The 19,414-nt window shown below is 28.5% G+C and carries 16 protein-coding genes and 1 pseudogene; 10 read left to right on the top strand and 7 right to left on the bottom strand.

Features of this window, described 5'->3' with window-relative positions; translation table 11 throughout:
- Positions 1 to 32 precede the first annotated feature (32 nt).
- The 3 genes and pseudogenes from AC2TEO_RS06520 to AC2TEO_RS06515 form a co-directional block, all read right to left on the bottom strand.
- On the bottom strand, positions 33 to 467 hold the full coding sequence (locus AC2TEO_RS06520) for a hypothetical protein (RefSeq protein WP_484730884.1): 435 nt from the start codon (positions 465 to 467) through the stop codon (positions 33 to 35).
- A 1-nt stretch (position 468) separates the two neighbouring features.
- The gene (locus AC2TEO_RS18070) at positions 469 to 825 is read right to left on the bottom strand and encodes a DUF1569 domain-containing protein (RefSeq protein ID WP_527252142.1); all 357 of its coding nucleotides are present in this window, start codon (positions 823 to 825) and stop codon (positions 469 to 471) included.
- Positions 826 to 933: 108 nt separating this feature from the next.
- A pseudogene (locus AC2TEO_RS06515) lies at positions 934 to 2,202 on the bottom strand (hydroxymethylglutaryl-CoA reductase); the annotation flags it as partial.
- A 150-nt stretch (positions 2,203 to 2,352) separates the two neighbouring features.
- On the opposite strand from AC2TEO_RS06515, the gene AC2TEO_RS06510 reads away from it, so the two are divergent.
- From AC2TEO_RS06510 to AC2TEO_RS06495, 4 genes are all read left to right on the top strand, one after another.
- Positions 2,353 to 4,527 carry a S9 family peptidase gene (locus AC2TEO_RS06510; RefSeq protein ID WP_442267329.1) on the top strand — a complete coding sequence of 725 codons (2,175 nt, stop codon included), beginning with the start codon at positions 2,353 to 2,355 and terminating at the stop codon, positions 4,525 to 4,527.
- A gap of 16 nt (positions 4,528 to 4,543) precedes the next feature.
- Positions 4,544 to 6,064 carry a peptide MFS transporter gene (locus AC2TEO_RS06505; RefSeq protein ID WP_442267328.1) on the top strand — a complete coding sequence of 507 codons (1,521 nt, stop codon included), beginning with the start codon at positions 4,544 to 4,546 and terminating at the stop codon, positions 6,062 to 6,064.
- A 23-nt stretch (positions 6,065 to 6,087) separates the two neighbouring features.
- On the top strand, positions 6,088 to 7,665 hold the full coding sequence (locus AC2TEO_RS06500) for a peptide MFS transporter (protein WP_442267327.1): 1,578 nt from the start codon (positions 6,088 to 6,090) through the stop codon (positions 7,663 to 7,665).
- Positions 7,666 to 7,759: 94 nt separating this feature from the next.
- A complete protein-coding gene (locus tag AC2TEO_RS06495) occupies positions 7,760 to 8,275 on the top strand; it encodes a thioredoxin family protein (protein WP_442267326.1) in 516 nt (171 codons plus the stop codon).
- Positions 8,276 to 8,284: 9 nt separating this feature from the next.
- Here the strand turns inward: AC2TEO_RS06495 and AC2TEO_RS06490 are convergent, their stop codons facing one another.
- From AC2TEO_RS06490 to AC2TEO_RS06475, 4 genes are all read right to left on the bottom strand, one after another.
- Entirely contained in the window at positions 8,285 to 10,285 is a 2,001-nt protein-coding gene (locus AC2TEO_RS06490) for a ComEC/Rec2 family competence protein (protein WP_442267749.1), read from the bottom strand.
- A 210-nt stretch (positions 10,286 to 10,495) separates the two neighbouring features.
- The gene (locus AC2TEO_RS06485) at positions 10,496 to 11,578 is read right to left on the bottom strand and encodes an energy transducer TonB (RefSeq protein ID WP_442267325.1); all 1,083 of its coding nucleotides are present in this window, start codon (positions 11,576 to 11,578) and stop codon (positions 10,496 to 10,498) included.
- A 191-nt stretch (positions 11,579 to 11,769) separates the two neighbouring features.
- A complete protein-coding gene (lysS, locus tag AC2TEO_RS06480) occupies positions 11,770 to 13,464 on the bottom strand; it encodes a lysine--tRNA ligase (protein ID WP_442267324.1) in 1,695 nt (564 codons plus the stop codon).
- Positions 13,465 to 13,711: 247 nt separating this feature from the next.
- Complete coding sequence (locus AC2TEO_RS06475) at positions 13,712 to 14,218, bottom strand: DUF456 domain-containing protein (protein ID WP_442267748.1); 507 nt, start codon at positions 14,216 to 14,218, stop codon at positions 13,712 to 13,714.
- Between the two features lie 104 nt (positions 14,219 to 14,322).
- On the opposite strand from AC2TEO_RS06475, the gene AC2TEO_RS06470 reads away from it, so the two are divergent.
- From AC2TEO_RS06470 to AC2TEO_RS06445, 6 genes are read left to right on the top strand one after another with little or no spacing between them, the layout of a single operon-like run.
- Positions 14,323 to 14,799 carry a hypothetical protein gene (locus tag AC2TEO_RS06470; protein WP_442267323.1) on the top strand — a complete coding sequence of 159 codons (477 nt, stop codon included), beginning with the start codon at positions 14,323 to 14,325 and terminating at the stop codon, positions 14,797 to 14,799.
- Positions 14,792 to 15,160, top strand: a complete 369-nt coding sequence (locus AC2TEO_RS06465) for a BlaI/MecI/CopY family transcriptional regulator (protein ID WP_442267322.1) — start codon at positions 14,792 to 14,794, stop codon at positions 15,158 to 15,160. The genes AC2TEO_RS06470 and AC2TEO_RS06465 overlap by 8 nt, the downstream gene beginning before the upstream one ends.
- A gap of 2 nt (positions 15,161 to 15,162) precedes the next feature.
- The gene (locus AC2TEO_RS06460) at positions 15,163 to 16,671 is read left to right on the top strand and encodes a M56 family metallopeptidase (RefSeq protein ID WP_442267321.1); all 1,509 of its coding nucleotides are present in this window, start codon (positions 15,163 to 15,165) and stop codon (positions 16,669 to 16,671) included.
- Position 16,672: 1 nt separating this feature from the next.
- A complete protein-coding gene (locus tag AC2TEO_RS06455) occupies positions 16,673 to 17,566 on the top strand; it encodes a hypothetical protein (protein WP_484730883.1) in 894 nt (297 codons plus the stop codon).
- Positions 17,567 to 17,600: 34 nt separating this feature from the next.
- Positions 17,601 to 18,854, top strand: coding sequence for a tetratricopeptide repeat protein (locus tag AC2TEO_RS06450; protein WP_442267319.1), 1,254 nt, complete (start codon positions 17,601 to 17,603; stop codon positions 18,852 to 18,854).
- A gap of 37 nt (positions 18,855 to 18,891) precedes the next feature.
- On the top strand, positions 18,892 to 19,365 hold the full coding sequence (locus AC2TEO_RS06445; protein ID WP_442267318.1) for a hypothetical protein: 474 nt from the start codon (positions 18,892 to 18,894) through the stop codon (positions 19,363 to 19,365).
- Positions 19,366 to 19,414: the final 49 nt, after the last annotated feature.

Here is a 19,414-nt window from a genome sequence, read left to right as displayed (position 1 = left end):
CTTTTTATAATTTAATTGTTACTCGACTGCACTCAAGTAAATTTTGTCTTTTGATATTTTATAAATTCGTTAAAACTTTTAGAGAAACAAAAAAACAATATTGCTATGCAATAAATAACAATATTAAAGTTTGGGCTATAGTTGTAAGTAATTCTACCTGATAAGTTATTTTTAATAGAATAAAACCATGAAATATTACCTAAAGCATAATATATTTTATAAGAGAAAAAGCTAATTAAAAAATACATAGTCCATTTATGTCCTTTGTATACTGTAATTAAAGAATATAAAACTATAGCTAAATAGAAAATCTCCAAAACTATTTCAGATTTGATATAATTTAAATAATAGCTGTGTAAAGTGCTGTAATAAATATAAATACCAATAGTGTATAGTGAAGCTAGAATGATAAAACTAGATACTATAAAGAATTGTTTTCTTCCTATATTTATTAAAAAACTATTCATTTTATACCAATCCAAACTGTTTATAATGATGTGTAAAATGCTTTACTTGAAACTTTTTCCAATATTCAAAATCAAGTTCACCGAAAAAAGGATGTACTACAGTTCTAGTAGTATCTTTTTCAAAGACATCGAAAAATAATCGAAGTTGTATGATTAAATCATCTATAGCTTCATCAATAGAGTTAAATTTAGTTGGTGTTGGAGTGTCAGATAAAAATGAGGCTCTAAAACCAGGTTGTATTTCGTTATTGGTATCTAAAAATGGTCTTCTACGAGCTGCTTTATCATCATCAACAAAAATATCTATCTTCCAATTTCCATTAGGGATTTGAGTTACAGTACTTAAATGTTCAACCATTTGTTGAGCATTCATCGTTCCAAAGACAGGTTTACTTTCTTTAGATAATTTTCCAAGAGTTTCCTTTATTTCTGTTTCGTTAGTAATATCTACCCAATTTATTTTTGGCTTACGCAATTCTTCTAATTTTTCTATAACAGCACTATGCGAAACTGTTTTGTTTTCGAAAAAAGAACTAATACTTTCTTTTTCTTGAGCAGTTGCATTGTGTTGGTTAAGAATATTCATCAAATGCATTTTCATATGCCCATGCTGAATCCCTTTTGTTGTTAAGGCTCTTAATGCAGCAAAGTTTTGTGCTAAACCAGCAGCAGCTATAATTTGCATTAAATCTCTAGCATTTGGTTTTTGCATCATGTCTAAAGATAATCTTGCCATTGGATGCAAAGCGGTTAAACCACCAACAGTTCCTAGAGCTAATGGAATTTCAATCCAAAATTTAAAAATACCATCTTTAACTTCACAGTGTGTTAAACTAGAGTATTTTCCATTTCTAGCAGCATAAGCATGTGCACCAGATTCTATAGCTCTAAAATCATTTCCAGTAGCTAAAACAACAGCATCAATTCCATTCATAATTCCTTTATTATGAGTAACTGCTCTGTAAGGTTCTATTTCTGCGATTTTAACAGCTTGTTCAAATTTATGAGCAAACTTTTCTGGATTTTCTCCTCCTAAATCTTCAATAGGGCAACTCACTTCTGCTTTTACTATGCACTCAGGTACATAATTAGAAAGAATACTCATGATAATTTCGATATCTTCTTTCTGAAATTTTTTAGCAATAGCTTCTAAACAAGAGTTGATAAAGTTTGCACCCATACTATCTTTTGTCTCAAAAGTGACATGAAGTTGATAGTAATTTTCTAAATCAGCCGTTTTATCTTTAAGTTCAATATCTAAAATACCACCACCACGCTTTTCCATATTTCTAGTGATAGAAGCAGTAGCGGCATATAATTCTGTTTTGTTTAGGTTGAAATAAGTCTCTAAATCTTTTTTATTTCCGGCATAAATAAAATGTACTTGTCCGATTTTAGTAGTAGAAATTACTTCTGTTTTAAATCCTCCTCTTGTACTCCAATATTTTGCAACCTTTGCAGCAGCAGCTACAACAGAGCTTTCTTCCACAACCATAGGAATAACATACTCTTTGTTATTAATTATAAAGTTAGGAGCAACACCATAAGGCATGTAAAAGTTAGAGATAGTATTCTCAATAAAATCATCGTGGAGCTGTTGTAATTTCTCGTCAACATTCCAATATTGTTTTATTGTTTGAATAATTTCAGGTTGATTATTGAAGTAGTTTTGAGCTAACCAATCTATTTTTCCTTCTTTAGTTAGCTTAGAAAAGCCAGAAATAATCTTCGACATTCATCTTATTTTTAAAACGGAACAAAGATAATTCTTTCCTTTAAATCAAAATTTATAATTGTAGTTTTCTGTTAAATTGAGGTAAAATTTATTATTTTTTCGTAAACTTGGCAGTCGTTTTATTAAATCATCAAATAAATAAGATACTTCATGAAAAAAATATGCTTTTTAGCAATTTTGGTGACTTTTTTTTCTGCTAAAAGTCAATCGACTACAAATAATTTAAAAGAAATTACATTAGAGGAGATTTGGAATGGATCGTTCTCTGCTGACAGAATGAATGCCTTAAAATCTATGAACGGAGATTTTTATACGGTATTAGGTTTTAATAGAGAAACAAGAACTACTACAGTAGATAAGTATAGTTACGAAACACAACAAAAAGTAGAAACAATTGTTGATGGAAGAAACTTACCGAACTTAGATTATTTTAGTTCTTATTCTTTTAATGATAATGAAACAAAATTGTTGTTAGGAACTAACTTCAAACAAGTTTATCGTCATTCATATAAAGGAACATATTTTATTTACGATATAGCAACGAAAGATTTAATTTCTTTAGGAGAAGATATTCAAGAGCCAACTTTTTCTCCAGATAGTAAAAAAGTGGCGTATGCAAAAGATAATAACTTATATGTTAGAGATCTTGAGGCAAATAGAGAAATAAGAGTAACAAATGATGGAAAAATAAATGCTATCATTAATGGTACAACTGACTGGGTGTATGAAGAAGAATTTGCATTTGTAAAAGCTTTTGAATGGAGTAAAGATAGTAAGCATGTTGCTTTTTTAAGATTCGATGAAAAAGAAGTTGCTCAATTTTCAATGAATGTTACAGGTAATGAGTTATACCCATCATCGCATACATTCAAATATCCTAAAGCAGGAGAAAAAAATGCGGTCGTAACTTTAGAATTATTTAATGTTGAAAAAAGGTCTGTAAGTGGAGTAGACCTAGGAAGCTACGAATATATTCCAAGAATTCAATGGACAAACAAACCAGAGGTTTTATCTATCACAACTTTAAATAGACATCAAAATGATTTAAAATTATTTTTCTTCAATGCTAATACAGGTAACTTAAAAGTAATATTAAACGAAAAAGATGAAGCTTATGTAGATGTACAAGATAATTTAACGTTTTTAGATGATAATAGTTTTATTTGGACTAGTGAAAAAGATGGTTTTAATCACATTTATCATTACAATGAAGATGGTACGTTAAAAAATCAAATAACTAAAGGAGATTGGGATGTTACAAATTACTATGGATTAAGTAAAAGTAACAATAAGATTTATTATCAATCTGTTGAAAACGGATCAATTAATAGAGGAGTTTATGCTATCGGTTTAGATGGAGCTGGTAAAAAATTACTTACAGACAAAAGTGGACAAAGTAGTGCTTCTTTCAGTAAGAACATGAAGTACTTTATCAATACACATTCTTCTGCCACTGAAGTACCAACGTACACTTTATACAATGGAGAGGGACAAAAAATTAAAACTTTAAAGGATAATATCGATCTTCATGTAAAAATGAAAGGATATAAAATGAGTAAAAAAGAATTCTTTACTTATAATATCAATGGAAATGATTTAAACATGTGGATGATTAAACCTGCTGATTTTGATCCTACAAAAAAATATCCATTATTATTATTTCAATACTCAGGTCCTGGTTCTCAGCAAGTGGCTAATAGATGGAATTCTAGTAACGACTATTGGCACCAAATGTTAGCTCAAAAAGGTATAATTGTTGCATGTGTAGACGGACGTGGAACTGGATATAAAGGAAGAGATTTTAAGAAAGTTACTCAGAAAGAATTAGGTAAATATGAAGTAGAAGATCAAATAGCTGTTGCTAAATTTTTTGCAGGAGAAAATTATATTGATGCAAAAAATATTGGAATTTGGGGTTGGTCTTACGGAGGTTTTATGAGTACAAACTGTATTCTTAAAGGTAATGATGTTTTCTCTATGGCGATTGCTGTAGCACCTGTAACCTCTTGGCGTTTTTATGATACTGTTTATACAGAACGTTATATGACAACTCCGCAAGAAAATGCATCAGGATATGATGAGAATTCGCCAATAACTCATGCAGATAAGTTAAAAGGAGATTATTTATTAATTCATGGATCAGGAGATGATAATGTTCATGTTCAAAATACAATGAGAATGGTAAATGCTTTAGTAGCAGCAAATAAACAATTTGATTTGTTTATCTACCCAGATAGAGCACACGGAATTTACAGAGGAAAAAATACTAGACTTAATTTATTTACAAAGATGACCAACTTTGTATTAAAGAGTTTAAAAAACTAAATAATTACTAAACATTATGAATACTTCACAAAAGGATATATTGGGGCATCCTTCAGGACTTTTTTACCTGTTTTTTGCTGAATTGTGGGAGCGTTTTTCTTTCTATGGAATGAGAGCTCTATTAACCTTATATATGGTTAATGAAATTTTTAAGGCATTATCAGAAAGAGATGTGGCTGCTGCTGCTGTTTATGCATCTTACGGTTCGTTAGTTTATGCTTCAACTGTAATAGGAGGAAGAGTTTCTGATAAAATATTAGGAATGCGTCAATCTATATTCTTAGGTGGGGTTTTAATGGCTTTAGGTCATTTTGTATTGGCAATAGAAAATGATATTGCATTTTTCTTAGCTTTAGCTTTTATTGTAGTTGGTAATGGGTTTTTTAAACCTAATATATCAACATTTGTGGGTTCTTTATATGAAGATGGTGATAAAAGAAAAGATTCTGGTTTTACCATTTTTTATATGGGAATAAATATTGGAGGTTTTATAGCTCCATTACTTTGTGGATGGTTAGGAGAAGCTTATGGTTGGCATTATGGATTTGGTTTAGCAGGATTCGGAATGTTATTAGGTTTAATTTTCTTTTGGAGCGGAATTAAAAAGAACGTTTTTGGAGATAAAGGCTTACCACCTAATGAAGAAGTTTATAATAAAAAAGTTTTAGGATTGCCTCAAAAAACATTAGTTCCTGTTTTAGCTTTTCTTTCTGCACCTTTAATAGCTTATTTGTTAGCAGAATATAAAGCGATAGGTAATGGAGAGACTTTTTTAGGAGATCAAAATATAGTTAATATACTTTTTAAAGTAGTTGGAGTTATTGTTTTATTATATTTAGGTAAAATAATGATGGGAGCTACTGTAGAAGAAAGAAAAAAATTGTTTATGGCAGTTTTAATTACTTTCTTTATGACGATTTTCTGGGGTTTTCATGAGTTATCTGGAAGTGTAATTACACTTTTCGCAGATAGAAATGTTGCTCTTGATGGTGTGATGAACGCAGGTCAGACAAACTCACTTAATTCACTTGTAATAATATTATTGTCTATTCCGGTTTCTTTATTATGGACATATTTGTCTAAGAAAAAATTAAACCCAAGAACACCATATAAATTTGGTATGGGATTATTATTAGCAGGTATTAGTTTTTATATTTTGTCGTTGAGTAAAGGAGCCGCTAATGAGGAGGGAATGGTACCGTTCTTTTATTTATTAGCAATGTATTTTGTGTTATCTATAGGAGAGCTTTTCATGTCTCCAGTTGGGTTATCAAAGATAACAGATCTTTCACCTAAAAGAATTATTGCTTTTATGATGGGGATTTGGTTCTTGTCTTCTACTTATGCTTTTCAAATTGTTGGATTTATTTCAAAGGAATTAGCTGTAGAAAGTACTGAAACTAACATTGGAGGCTTGCAAACATTAGCTCTTTATACAGATGGATTTGGATTAATCGCTAAATATGCAATAGGAGCAGGAGTGTTAGTTTTATTAACTTCTCCTCTAATGAAAAAGTTAATGGGTAATGTTCACTAAAATTAAATAAACTAAGTTTTTATATGAAGAATACAGATATCGAAAATCTATTTAAAGATACAGTGTTAGGACATCCAGCAGGGTTGTTTGTGCTTTTCTTTACTGAAATGTGGGAACGTTTTTCTTATTATGGAATGCGTGCCTTATTTGTTTTATTTTTAATTAGTTCAATTACTGATGGAGGTTTCGGATGGGCTAAAGCAGATGCTTTATCATTATATGGTACCTACACTATGGGAGTGTATTTAACGCCTGTGTTTGGAGGTTTAATCGCAGACAAATTGTTAGGGTATAGATGGGCAGTAATTTTAGGAGCTTTAATAATGACCTTAGGTCATGCTGCAATGGCTGTTGAAACTCCTTTGTTCTTTTATATTGGTATTGGATGTTTAATGGTCGGTAATGGTTTATTTAAACCAAATATGACATCTATAGTGTCTTATATGTATAAAAATCATGAAGAGAAAAAAGATGGTGCATATTCTATCTTTTACATGGGAGTAAATGCAGGGGCGTTTTTAGGTATCATGTTATGTGGTTACATTGGAGAGAATTATTCTTGGTCTTGGGGATTCGGATTAGCTGGAATTTTCATGTTTATAGGTATGTTGCAGTTTTATTTTACTCAAAATATATTTGGAAACATAGGCTTGTCTCCAAAAAAAATGAAGGAATTAAACTTGAGTACTATAGGAAAAGATGGTGATCAAGATTTTGTAGAAGAAGCCTCTGAAGAAGAAGTTTCATCTAAAGTTGTTTTTGATAGATTAATAGCTGTAGGTGTATTCTGTGTTTTCACTGTATTCTTTTGGGCAGCTTTTGAGCAAGCAGGAGGTTCAATGACAATTTTTGCTGAAGAATATACACAGAGAAATTTAACAGGTATTAATAGTACGATATTTAAGTATGTAGATGCTTTATTAACAATACTACCTTTAGGGATTATAACTTATGTATTATATCTTTTGTTTAAGAAAACGTTTACAAAATTTGCTATAGGTAATATCATATTATCTATAAGTTTTGTTATTATTTGGGGAATTGTAGGATGGAAAATATATAGAGATTTTTCAAATGATAGCATAGAAGTAAATGCTACTTGGTTTGGAATTTTAAACTCTTTATTTATAATTACTTTGGCTCCGTTCTTTTCTAAATGGTGGGAAAGTAAATATAATTTATCAGGAACAATGAAATATGCTTTAGGTCTTTTACTATTGGGGCTTGGTTTTGGCTTTTTAGCAATGGGATCACAAGGAATTGTTGCAGGTGAACCAGTGGTTAAAGTAAGTATGTTTTGGTTAATTGCCGCTTATTTGTTCCATACCATGGGAGAGTTATGTATCTCGCCTGTAAGTCTTTCTTATATTAGTAAGTTAGTGCCTGCTAAATGGATAGGATTTATGTTTGGAGTTTATTATTTATTTATAGCAATGGGTAATAAATTAGCTGGAACAGTAGGAAGTTATATTGAAGAGATAGAAAAGGCATATTCAATTTCAGGTTTCTTTTTAATTTTTACAATAATACCTATCGCAGCTGGTTTAATTATAGCAGGATTAAGTCCTGTAATGAAAAAATTAATGCACGGAGTTAAGTAAACAGATTTTACTTAGAAATAATAAAATAAACCTACCAAACACAACTTGGTAGGTTTTTTTGTAAATTTGGAATACTTATTGAGACATATAGAGTATGAAAAATATTTTTTTAGTAGCTGTTTTTGTTTTATCAGCAGTAACAGCAAAAGCACAAGACGTAAACTGGATCTCTTTTGAAGAGGCATTAGAATTAAATAAGACTACCCCAAAGCCTATTTTAGTTGATCTATATACAGATTGGTGTGGATGGTGTAAGAGAATGGATGCTACTACCTATAAAAATGAAGTAATAGTGAAGTTTATAAATAACAATTACTACGCCGTAAAAATGGACGGTGAAGGGAAAAAAGATATTACTTTTAAAGGAAGAACATTTAAATTTATACAACAGGGTAAAAGTAAATATCATGAGTTAGCTGCTGCTATCATGAATGGTAAAATGAGTTATCCTTCTACAGCTTTTTTTAATCCAGAAGAACAATTAATCCAAACAGTTCCTGGGTATTTACAAAAAGAAAGATTTGAAAAAATATTAGCTTACTTTAGCGGAGAAGCCTATAAAAGTACGCCTTGGAAAGATTTTGAAAAGAACTTTAAAAGTTCATTATAATTAGAAAAATTACTCTTTTAAAATATAAGCGCCATTTTCATATGTACAATGAAATGGCGTTTTTTCTTTTTTACAAATATTTTTCCATTGTTTTATGTAGCTTTTGTAATTAGAACCGTCTGCAATAACCAATTTTGGTTGTACTATTTTTAATAATCTTGCCATGTTTAACTTAGGAGAATGTTTTAATATAATAATAGAGTTTTTTAGTTTTTTGTTAGGATATACAGCCATACTATCAATAGATATAATAAAATGATCAGAGAATTTTAGAACATCATCTTTTGCTAGAGAGTCAATTTTATTAATATTTTCTTTAGTAATATAATTTTTTAAAAACGTAGTATTACTAAATTCAGAACCTTTGTAATTTGTTAATTTCAGGGTATTTTGATTTCTAATTCCTATTACTGAGTTTTTATTTTTATGAAATACAATAAATTCTTTTTTTGATTTAATATCCTGTTTCTGATATATGTAAAAAGATTGAAGTATTAAGATGGTAAATAGTGCTTTAAATAATGTTTTCAGTTTAAATTTTTCAAATAGTAAAATTGTAAAGAGAATTAATATGTAGCAAATAATCATATTAGAAAAAGGCATGTTGATTTTCGTTATAATAAACTCTTCCTGAGAAGCGATTTTATGAATAACAAAATTTATAGTATCTATTGTTTTACCATAAAATGTAACTAAGAATTCAGGAAGAATATTAAGAAAAGCTAAAGCTAATACAATGAATCCAAGTATTAGAATAAAACTTATAAAGGGGATAATTAATAAGTTAGCTAATAAAAATAATCCAGGAAATTGATGAAAATAGTATAAGCTAATTGGTAATGTGCTTAACTGTGCTGCGATAGAAACTGTCGATAATTCCCAGAATTTATTAAAGAGAAATGATTTAGGAGTCCAAAATTTAAAAAGAATGGGTTGTATCCAAACAATTCCAAACACAGCTAAATAACTTAATTGAAACCCTAGATCAAACAAAAACATTGGTTTTACTAAAAGAATTAGTAGCATGGAGCTAATTAAAGAAAATTCAATTGGCTGATTCCTATTGATTAGCTTTCCAATTATAATAAAGGTAAACATTGTTGTAGCTCGAACTACGGATGGTGATAAGCCTGTAACAAAAGCAAAAAACCATAAGAATGTTATTATAATTAGAGCTCTTGTTTTATTTCCATTTTTAAAATATAATAATGGTTTAAATAAAAAATTTAGTAAATAATATATAATTCCAATATGTAAACCTGAAATCGCCAAAATATGAATCGCACCAGCTTTTGTGTAACTTTCTTTTAATTCAGAAGAAATTTCTTGTCTTTGTCCTAATAGTAAGGCGTTTATAACGCTAAGCTGATCTTTTGTAAAAGAATATTGTTTTAGTTTTTTTTGTAAAGTGTTTCTTATAGTTAAGGCGAACTTTGAAAATGAAATACTATAATTCTTGTCTATTATGAAGTTTTTATCGTTTAAATATAACTGGTGAATTATTCCTTTTTTTTTCATGAATTCGGCATAATCAAAATCATGTGGGTTTTTAGCTTTAGATATTAAGTTTAATTTTGGGTTAGGAATGATTAGTCTATTAAAAAAAATAGAATCAGTTCTTATCGAATTGTCTACATTAAAAATCAGTTTTCCACAAGAATTATTTTGATCTATTTGATTTACTTCAGCAATAAACCTCTTATGATATTTATTTTGTTTTAACTCCTCATTAATATCTATTATAATAGTGCTTTTAAGAGAATAAAAATTCATGTAGAATTTTTTTGAATTCATGTTATTTGAAACAAATTCACAAGTGATTCCTAATATTATAAAAAGAATTATTAAGCAAGACTTAAAAAAAATAACTTTTTTTAAGGTGTTAAAAACAATAATAAAAATGATGATGAGAATTGTTATTCCCAAACTAAGAGATAAATAATTAGAAGATAAAATAGTATAAGTATGTTGTATGTATATACCTAAAACAACACATAGCAAAATGTGCATAGGTATGTACCTAAGTAATTTTTTCATAGCGGGGTAAAGTTAATAATTTAAAATGAAAAGATTTCTTTGTTAATAAAACTTCTTTTCGAACTATTATGACCTGATGATGAAAAAATGTTTACTTATTAAATGAATACTATTAATATATTTTTTAAAAAAAGAGCAACCAAATTACTTTGATTGCCCTTTTTATATTTTTTACAATTTTATTTATTCATCTTCTAAAGAAAATTCTATAGGGAATTGATATTTTGTATTTACTCTTTTATAGTCTCTGTAACCTGCTTTTAATTTAGGTAATTTTTCAACAAGTTTTTTTGCTGCAATCTCTAAAACTTCACCGTCTTTTGGTCCTTTTGCTTTTATATTAACAACATCTCCTTCAGAATTTATAATAAAAGAAACGTATACTATTCCTTCAATATTATTATCTAAAGCATCTACAGGATATGCAAAGTTTTTTATAACATGTTTTTTTAATTCATTGGCAAAACAATCAAAAGAATCATCGAAGTTTGAAAAACACTCTTTAAAAGTTGGAGTTCTTTCTAGTTCATCAAAAGTGTAAACTTCATCAAGGTCTATTGTATTAACTTTCTTTCTAATGTTTGTTTTTTTTACTCCAGGTATATCAAACATTATTTTTAAAGTATATTGTACGTTTACTTTTACTCCACTTTGTTTTCCGGGGATAAATTTAGGTAGTTTATTAACGATTCTGTTAGCTTCGTCTCTTAGTTCTTCGCCTTTATAAGGGAATAAAGTATTGGTAATTTTTGAGTTTCCTTCTTTGTCAATAACAAAATTAACTAAAACTCTTCCTTGAATTCCTTTGTTGTAAGAGCTATTTGGGTACTGAAAGTTGTTTTTAATATGTTCTGTGATTTTGCTTTTAAAACATTTATTTTGTTTCATTATTGCTACATCTTCACATGATTCAAATAAAGGGATTTCATCAACATTAAAAAAAGAAATAGCATTTGAAACGTTAGTTCCTTCAAGAGTTAGACTATTAACAATTTGCGTTTTCTTTTTTACTTCTGAAATTTTTTTAGAAAAATTATTATTAACACCTTTTACCAAATCTTTTTTTCTTCTAATTCTTCTTCTTGATGTTACTTGAAAAGATACTTTTTTGTTTTTCTTTTTATCATTACTCTTTTCAATAGTACATTTAGTGATACTATTTAAATCTAAAGCAGGTTCGTTTTCTGGGGTATCACAAGTTTGTGATTGTTGAGCATAAAAAAATGATGAAAAAAATAATAAAAGAGCCGAAAATTTTGTTTTCAAAATAATCTAAATTTAGGGGTTGGGGCGGCAAATATATAAGTTTTTTTTTGTTAGATTTTAATTTTCAATATCTTAATGTTTTTTTAAAATACCAAAGGTAAAAATTACATAAAATTAACATTTATGTTTAAATAAAAAGGAATAGCCCTTTGTGAGAACTATTCCTTTTTTGAATATTTGTGATTTAAAAATTAGGCTAAATTTACAAATAAACCTTCTTCAGTTTTTTCAACTTTTGCCAGATTATTTTTAGTTAATCCTTTTATTGTTTTATCCCATTTCTTATTGCTTAAACCAGATTCAGATTTAAGATCGTTTAAAGCTATTTTTTCTGCTTTTTGTAGAATAGCAAGAACGGCTTTTTCATCATCATTTAACTGAACTGTTGGAGCTTTTTTCTCCGGTTTCATTTGTGGGAAAAATAATACTTCTTGAATAGAAGGATTGTTTGTTAAATACATGATTAAACGATCCATTCCAATACCTAGCCCAGAAGTAGGAGGCATACCATACTCTAATGCACGGATAAAATCTTGATCAATAAACATAGCTTCATCATCTCCTTTTTCAGATAGTTTTAATTGATCTTCAAAACGTTCACGTTGATCGATAGGGTCATTTAATTCAGAATATGCATTTGCAATTTCTTTACCACAAACCATTAATTCGAAACGCTCAGTTAATTCAGGATTATCTCTGTGTTCTTTACAAAGAGGTGACATTTCTTTAGGATAATCTGTAATGAAAGTAGGTTGAATGTAATTTCCTTCACATTTTTCACCAAAAATTTCATCAATTAATTTTCCTTTCCCCATGGTTTTATCAACCTCAATACCCATTCCTTTAGCAGCTTCGAATAATTCTTTTTCAGACTTGCCGTTAATATCAAAACCAGTAAAGTGTTTGATAGAATCTGCCATAGTAACACGTGCATAAGGAGCTTTAAAATCTACTTCATGTTCTCCAAAAGTAGCTTTCGTAGTTCCGTTTACAGCAATAGCACAATGCTCTAATAATTTTTCAGTAAACTCCATCATCCAGTTGTAGTCTTTATACGCTACATAAATTTCCATTGCAGTAAATTCAGGATTGTGAGTTCTATCCATTCCTTCGTTACGGAAGTTCTTTGAAAATTCGTAAACACCATCAAAACCACCAACAATTAATCTCTTTAAATATAATTCGTTAGCAATTCTCATGTATAGAGGAATGTCTAAAGAATTATGGTGTGTAATAAATGGTCTTGCAGCTGCTCCACCTGGAATTGGTTGTAAAATTGGAGTTTCTACTTCAAAATAACCAGCATCATTAAAAAACTGACGCATAGCATTAAAAAGTTTAGTTCTTTTTACAAATACTTCTTTTACATGTGGATTAACAGCTAAATCAGCATAACGTTGACGATAACGCATTTCTGGATCTGTAAATCCGTCGTAAGTATTTCCTTCAGCATCAACTTTAGGTAACGGCAAAGGTTTTAAAGCTTTACTTAATAATTTAAAATCTTTAACCATTACAGTAGTTTCACCTACTTGAGTTTTAAATAACTCTCCTTCAATTCCTACAAAGTCACCAATATCTAATAACTTTTTATAAACTTCATTATATAAAGTTTTGTCTTCTCCAGTACAAATTTCGTCACGGTTAAAATATACTTGAATTCTTCCGTTACTATCTTGCAATTCAGCAAAAGAAGCTTTTCCTTGAATACGACGAGACATTAAACGTCCAGCGATAACAACCTTTTTTCCTTCTTCAAATTTCTCTTTAATTTCCTTTGAATTAGAATCTAATGGAAATAGATCTGCTGGATATGGATTAATACCTAACTCACGTAATTTAGTTAGCTTTTCTCTACGTACAATTTCTTGTTCTGATAATTGCATTGATATTCGTTTTATATAATTGAAATTAAAGGCGCAAAGATACAATCAATTGTAGTATTAAACAATTTAGTTTTTTGTGATTTGAAATTTTTTTAAAAAAAGTTTTGATATATAGTTTGAAAGTATTTATATTTGCAGGCTGTTTTATTTTAAAGCAGCGTTTAGTTGTGTTGTTCGGCAAGAAATTGCCAAGGTTTTGTTAACCAATGGAAAGCTTCCCTGAAACGGGTTGCTTTTTTTATTTGTACTAAAATGTAAAAATAGCAGCTTTATATTCCCAAAGTTTCACAAAAAACAAGACAAAGAAAATTGATGCAGCTATAAATTTAATTCCTGTTGAAGCTAAGAAACCTAAAAATGCACCGAATGATGCTTTTAGAGCTTTATTAGTGTCTTTTCCATCAAAAACTACTTCACCTAGAAATGCTCCACTAAAAGCTCCGATTAAAATTCCGAAAGGAATAGGAGATAGTAAGCCTACAATTAATCCTATTGTTGTTCCGTAGGCACCGTATTTAGATCCACCAAATTTTTTAGTACCTAATGCAGGTATAAAATAATCTAAAATAAAGATAGCTAATGCTACAAATAATGTGATACCAAGAAATGTCCAGTTTTGAGGAATCGCTTTAGTTAAATGTAAAAGTAATAATCCGACCCAACCTGTTACAGGACCTGGTAGTACTGGTAAAAAGGAACCAATTATTCCTAAACAAATAAAAATGAATCCTAAAAAAGTTAATAAAATATCCATCATTGTATATGACGACATTATTAATGAAATGTTACTATATAACTAAAAAATTAGTTTAAACTAATTTTTTAGTTATATTTGTAGGGGTCAAATAAAAAATTGATATGAAGCGAGTTGTGTTTTTATTAAGTGGAATAGTTCTTTTTATTGCTTGTGGTAACGATTTAAACAGAGTGGTAGGAGTACATGATAAAATAAACTTTGAAAAATTTAAAAATCAAGAATTAGATAAATCCTATAAGAATTTATTGAATCCTAATAACACAACTGAAGAAGAATATATAGCTGTAATAAATTCATGGAAAGAGTATCACACAAAAGTGAGTTCAATTTTACAAGAGAATAATTTTTCGTGGGGAATAAAAGATTCGTTGATTACGATATTCAACAAAATTTATTTTAATAAAAAAGGTAAAGTAAATCACATTTTAGTTAATGTAAAAAATGAAAAAATAAGTGATGAAACAAAATCGGCCTATATAACATTACTTAGTAACCATATAAATGAGTTATCAATAAACATAAAAAGAGCAAATCACTTTGCACAATGTGGCAAGATAAAATATAAGAATTATGAGTAAACAATTAACTAAAGCAGAAGAACAAATAATGCAAGTTTTGTGGGAATTAGAAGTTGCTTCTGTTAAAGAAGTTATTGAACAATTAACAGAACCAAAACCAGCTTATAATACGGTTTCTACAATTATAAGAATTTTAGAAACAAAAGAATTTGTAGGCCACAAAGCTAAAGGAAGAGGTTATGTTTATTATCCGCTTGTTAAAAAAGAAGACTATAGTAACCAGAGTATACATAAATTAATGAATGGGTATTTTGGAGGGTCATTTAAGAGTTTAGTTTCATTTTTTATGAAAGAAAATAAAATGGATCTTAAAGAATTAGAGAGTATTTTAAAAGAGGTAGATAAGAATAAAAAACAGTAATCATGCTTACATACATCATTCAAGTAGTTTTATTTCAAGCTTTATTTTTAGTTATATATGATTTTGCTTTTAGTAAAGAAACATTTTTTACTAAAAATCGATGGTATTTAATTGGTACGATGATTTTATCTTTTTTGTTACCATTAATCAAAATAACAACAGTTAAAGAAACTATTACAAAAGAATATTTAATCTTGTTACCAGAAATAATTCTATCGCCAGAGAGTGTAATAGAAAAACAAGAATGGTATCAATCTATCGATTATTTAGATTTTGTTTTTTGGGGAGGATTACTGTTGTTTCTCACTATTTTTTTAATCAAAATAGTACAGCTGATCAACTTAGTTTATAAAAATAATGTTATAAAAAAAGAAGGTTACAGTTTGGTTTTAATACCTAAGACTACAAAAGCATTTTCGTTTTTCAATTTTATATTCTTAGGAGAAAAAATTTCTGATGAAAAAAGAGAAAAAATCATAGCACATGAGTTGGTGCATATCAATCAAAAGCATTCTTTGGATTTACTCTTTTTCGAAATTTTAAAAATCGTAATGTGGTTTAATCCTATAGTAAGAATTTATCAAAAAAGAATCACATTAGTTCATGAGTTTCTGTCAGATGAAATTGTAAGTAAAACTGCAAATCAAGGCAACTATATCAATAATTTATTATCTGAAGTTTTTCAGGTACAAGAGATGTCGTTTGTCAATCAATTTTATAAAAATTCATTAATAAAAAAGAGAATAGTTATGATGACAAAAAGTAGATCAAAACAAAGTAAGCAATTAAAGTATTTAGTTTTAATACCTGTTTTAATAAGTATGTTGTTTTATACTGCTTGTTCAGAAAAAGAAAGTATATCTATTACACCAGTTTTAGAGACTCAGAAAATATTTACAAGTTTAGATAAAGAACCTGTAGAAACAGATCGACTAAGTTATATGGATTTTTATATGGGTGATAAATTACCTAATACAAAAGAATATTCAATAGAAGAATTGATAGAGGAAGAAAAAGAAGAGTTTTTAGCAATGACAGAAAAATTTAAAGATAATAGCACTATAAAACTAAAAATTTTCGAAGGATTAAACCATAGAAAAGTAGTAGCACTTTCACTTTTTATTAAAAAATCAGAATTAGGAAAGTATGAAAGAAAACAAGGAGATTTAGTTCCTATGGCTGAGTTAGATGTTTATCCTACTTTTCCTGGTTGTTCAAATGGGGATAAAGATTGTTTTACAAAAAGTATGATCTCATATGTGAAAGAAAATTTTGATGTTTCACTAGCCGATAATTTAAATTTAAAAAAAGGAAGACAAAGAATTTTTGTGAAATTTAAAATTTCAAAAACTGGTATTATAGAAGATATTAAAGTAAGAGCTCCACATCCAGATTTAAAATCTCATGCAGAACAGTTAGCAAAAAATCTTCCACAAATGAAACCAGGAATGAAAGATAATGAAACTGTAAATGTAGGTTATGTTTTACCAATTACATTTAATATTCAATAAGATGAAATTGGGGAAATTTTTACTGTGTTTTTTATGTAGTTTTTATATTAATTCACAACAAATTCCAGATAGCTTATATGTGCCAAACATAACTAAAGAAAAGAAAAATACAATTGTGTATGTAGATGCAGCTCATAATAATTTTCATACAATAAGTAATCGATTTTATCCTTTTGCTAATGTTTTAAGAAAATCAGGATATAAAGTAGAATCCTTTACAGAGAAGTTTTCTAAAAAGTCATTGGCAAATATCAAATTGTTAGTTATTTCAAATGCATTGCATGAAAATGCAAGAGGTCCGTTTGTAATTCCAACACCAAGCGCTTTTAGCAAAGAGGAAATAAATACGATTAAAGATTGGGTTAAAAAAGGAGGAGCTTTGTTTTTAATTGCAGATCACATGCCTTTTGCTGGAGCAAGTGAAGAATTAGGTAAAACATTCGGGTTTCATTTTTATGATAGTTTCTTATTGGATGAAGATATGAGAGGTATTTTCGATTTTAATAAAGAAAATAAGATGTTAGCAGATCACGATTTAACTAATGGAACAGGGAAATTTAAAAAAGTAAAGTCTATAAGAACTTTTACTGGTCAAGCATTTAAAATTCCAAATAAAGCAATTTCAATTTTAAAAACTACTGAAAAGCAAACTGTTTTTTTACCAGATACAATGTGGAGATTCAATAAAAATACCAAACGTTTTCCGGCAAAAGAACTATCACAAGGAGCTGTTATGAACGTAGGAAAGGGTAGAATTGCTGTTTTTGGAGAAGCCGCAATGTTCACCGCTCAACTTGCAGGAAGAAATCGTTTTAAAGTAGGAATGAATTCACTAGAGGCATCAGAAAATTATAAATTATTGTTGAATTTAATCAGTTGGTTAGCAAAAGAATAATAAGGTGTTTCACATTATAAATTTATTAAAGTACATGAAAAAGAGAGTTTTAATTGTTTTAATTGTTATGCTATTTACAAAAGCTGAAGCACAGACTTCAGCTTTTGAAACAATAGATAATTTAATAGAATTAGGTAGATATAAAATTGCATTACAAAAACTAAAAAGTTTACCATCGTCATTTGAAAAAGAAACTAGAATGGCTAAACTATTTGATGTTTTAGATGATTACAATAAGGCGATATTACATTACAAAAAAGCCTTAGCAATAAAAGAAGATTATAAGATTAAAGTTAAGTTAGGAAAATCGCTTTTAAAGGAAAAAAGAATAAAAGAAGTCGTAACTCTTTATGAGGAAATTTGTGAAAAAGATCCTGAGAATTTGATAGCAAAATATACTTTAGGAAAAAGATACATACAATTAAGAAAGTATGAAAAAGCCAAAACTATTTTCGAAGATTTAATTGAAAAAGATGGTGAAAATCCTAATTATTACTACCAATTGGCATTAACTACGCCCGAGTATAAGAAAATTTTTAAACGAATAGATAATTATTTAATGGCATATAAATTAGATAATTCGCATTTTAAATCAATAGAAAAATTAGCTAAAGGTTTTACAACAATAAAAGATAGAGACTCAGCAATGCTTTTTGTGAACAAAGGATTGAAATTAAGACCCAATCATATCGATTTAAATCGACTTAAAATTAATCGATTATTTGCTAAGAAAAAGTATGATAAAAGTATAGCTTTATTAAATCATATCGATAGTGTTCAACCTAAAGAACGATATACTCATATTATGTTGGGAAGATGTTATTTTAATCTTGAAAATTACGATGAAGCAGAAAAGCATTTCAAATTAGCAAGTAATTTAGATGATGAAGATTTTAAAAGTTCAATTTACCTTGGAGATATTGCCATGATTAAAAAAGATACAAGACAAGCAATGTTTCATTATATAAGTGGTACTAGTAGAGGAAAAAGAAAGAGAGATAGAGCTTATATGGGGTTAGCTAATGTTTTTACAGAAATGAAAATGCCGAAAAAAGTATTAGACGCTTATAAAAATGCTGTGAATGAAAATCACAAAAATTATAAAGCACTTTTTGGGTTAGCCAAACAATCTGATTTGTATTATAAAGACAAAAAGATAGGCTATAAACTCTACAAAAGATATCAAGAAAGATTTGCAGGAAAAGATACGATCGCAGATAATTATATAAAAAGTAGATTAAAAGAGATAAAAAAAGAGTATTTCTTAAAAGGAGAAGAAATAGAATAGCTATTTTTTCCTATTTTCACTCTAAAATTCTTAACGAGTGATTTTTAGAACCATTATTTTTTTTGCGATCATGTTGTGTTGTATTTCTTGTGAATACATATCTGGTGGTAAAAAAAATGATGGTGTTTTAAACGATACTATTGTCGATTTTTCTACCGTTGATGTTTCTCCGGCTTTTAAAGAATGTGAAAGACTTTTAGATAGTGATAAAACAAACTGTTTTCGAGCTAATATCAGACAAAAGTTTACCAAAGCATTACAATCATTTAATATATCTACTCACGATGAAATAAATGAAACGATTACTGTCGTTTTGGTGATTGGAAATACAGGTAAGATGGAAATCAGTGATATTTATATTTCAGAAGTTATCGAAGAAAAATTACCTGAATTACCTCAAATATTAGATTCTATAATAACTCAAATGCCAAATTTACTTCCAGCAACAAAACGAGGAATTCCTGTTACTACTCAGTACGAATTACCTATAGAAATTAAAACAAAAGAATAAAATGCTTTTTTTTGAGTTATAACTACAAAAATTGATGTAAAGAAAGCAG

It is taken from the genome of Tenacibaculum aquaeponti (assembly GCF_057221555.1).
This window is presented reverse-complemented; position numbering and strand designations above follow the sequence as displayed.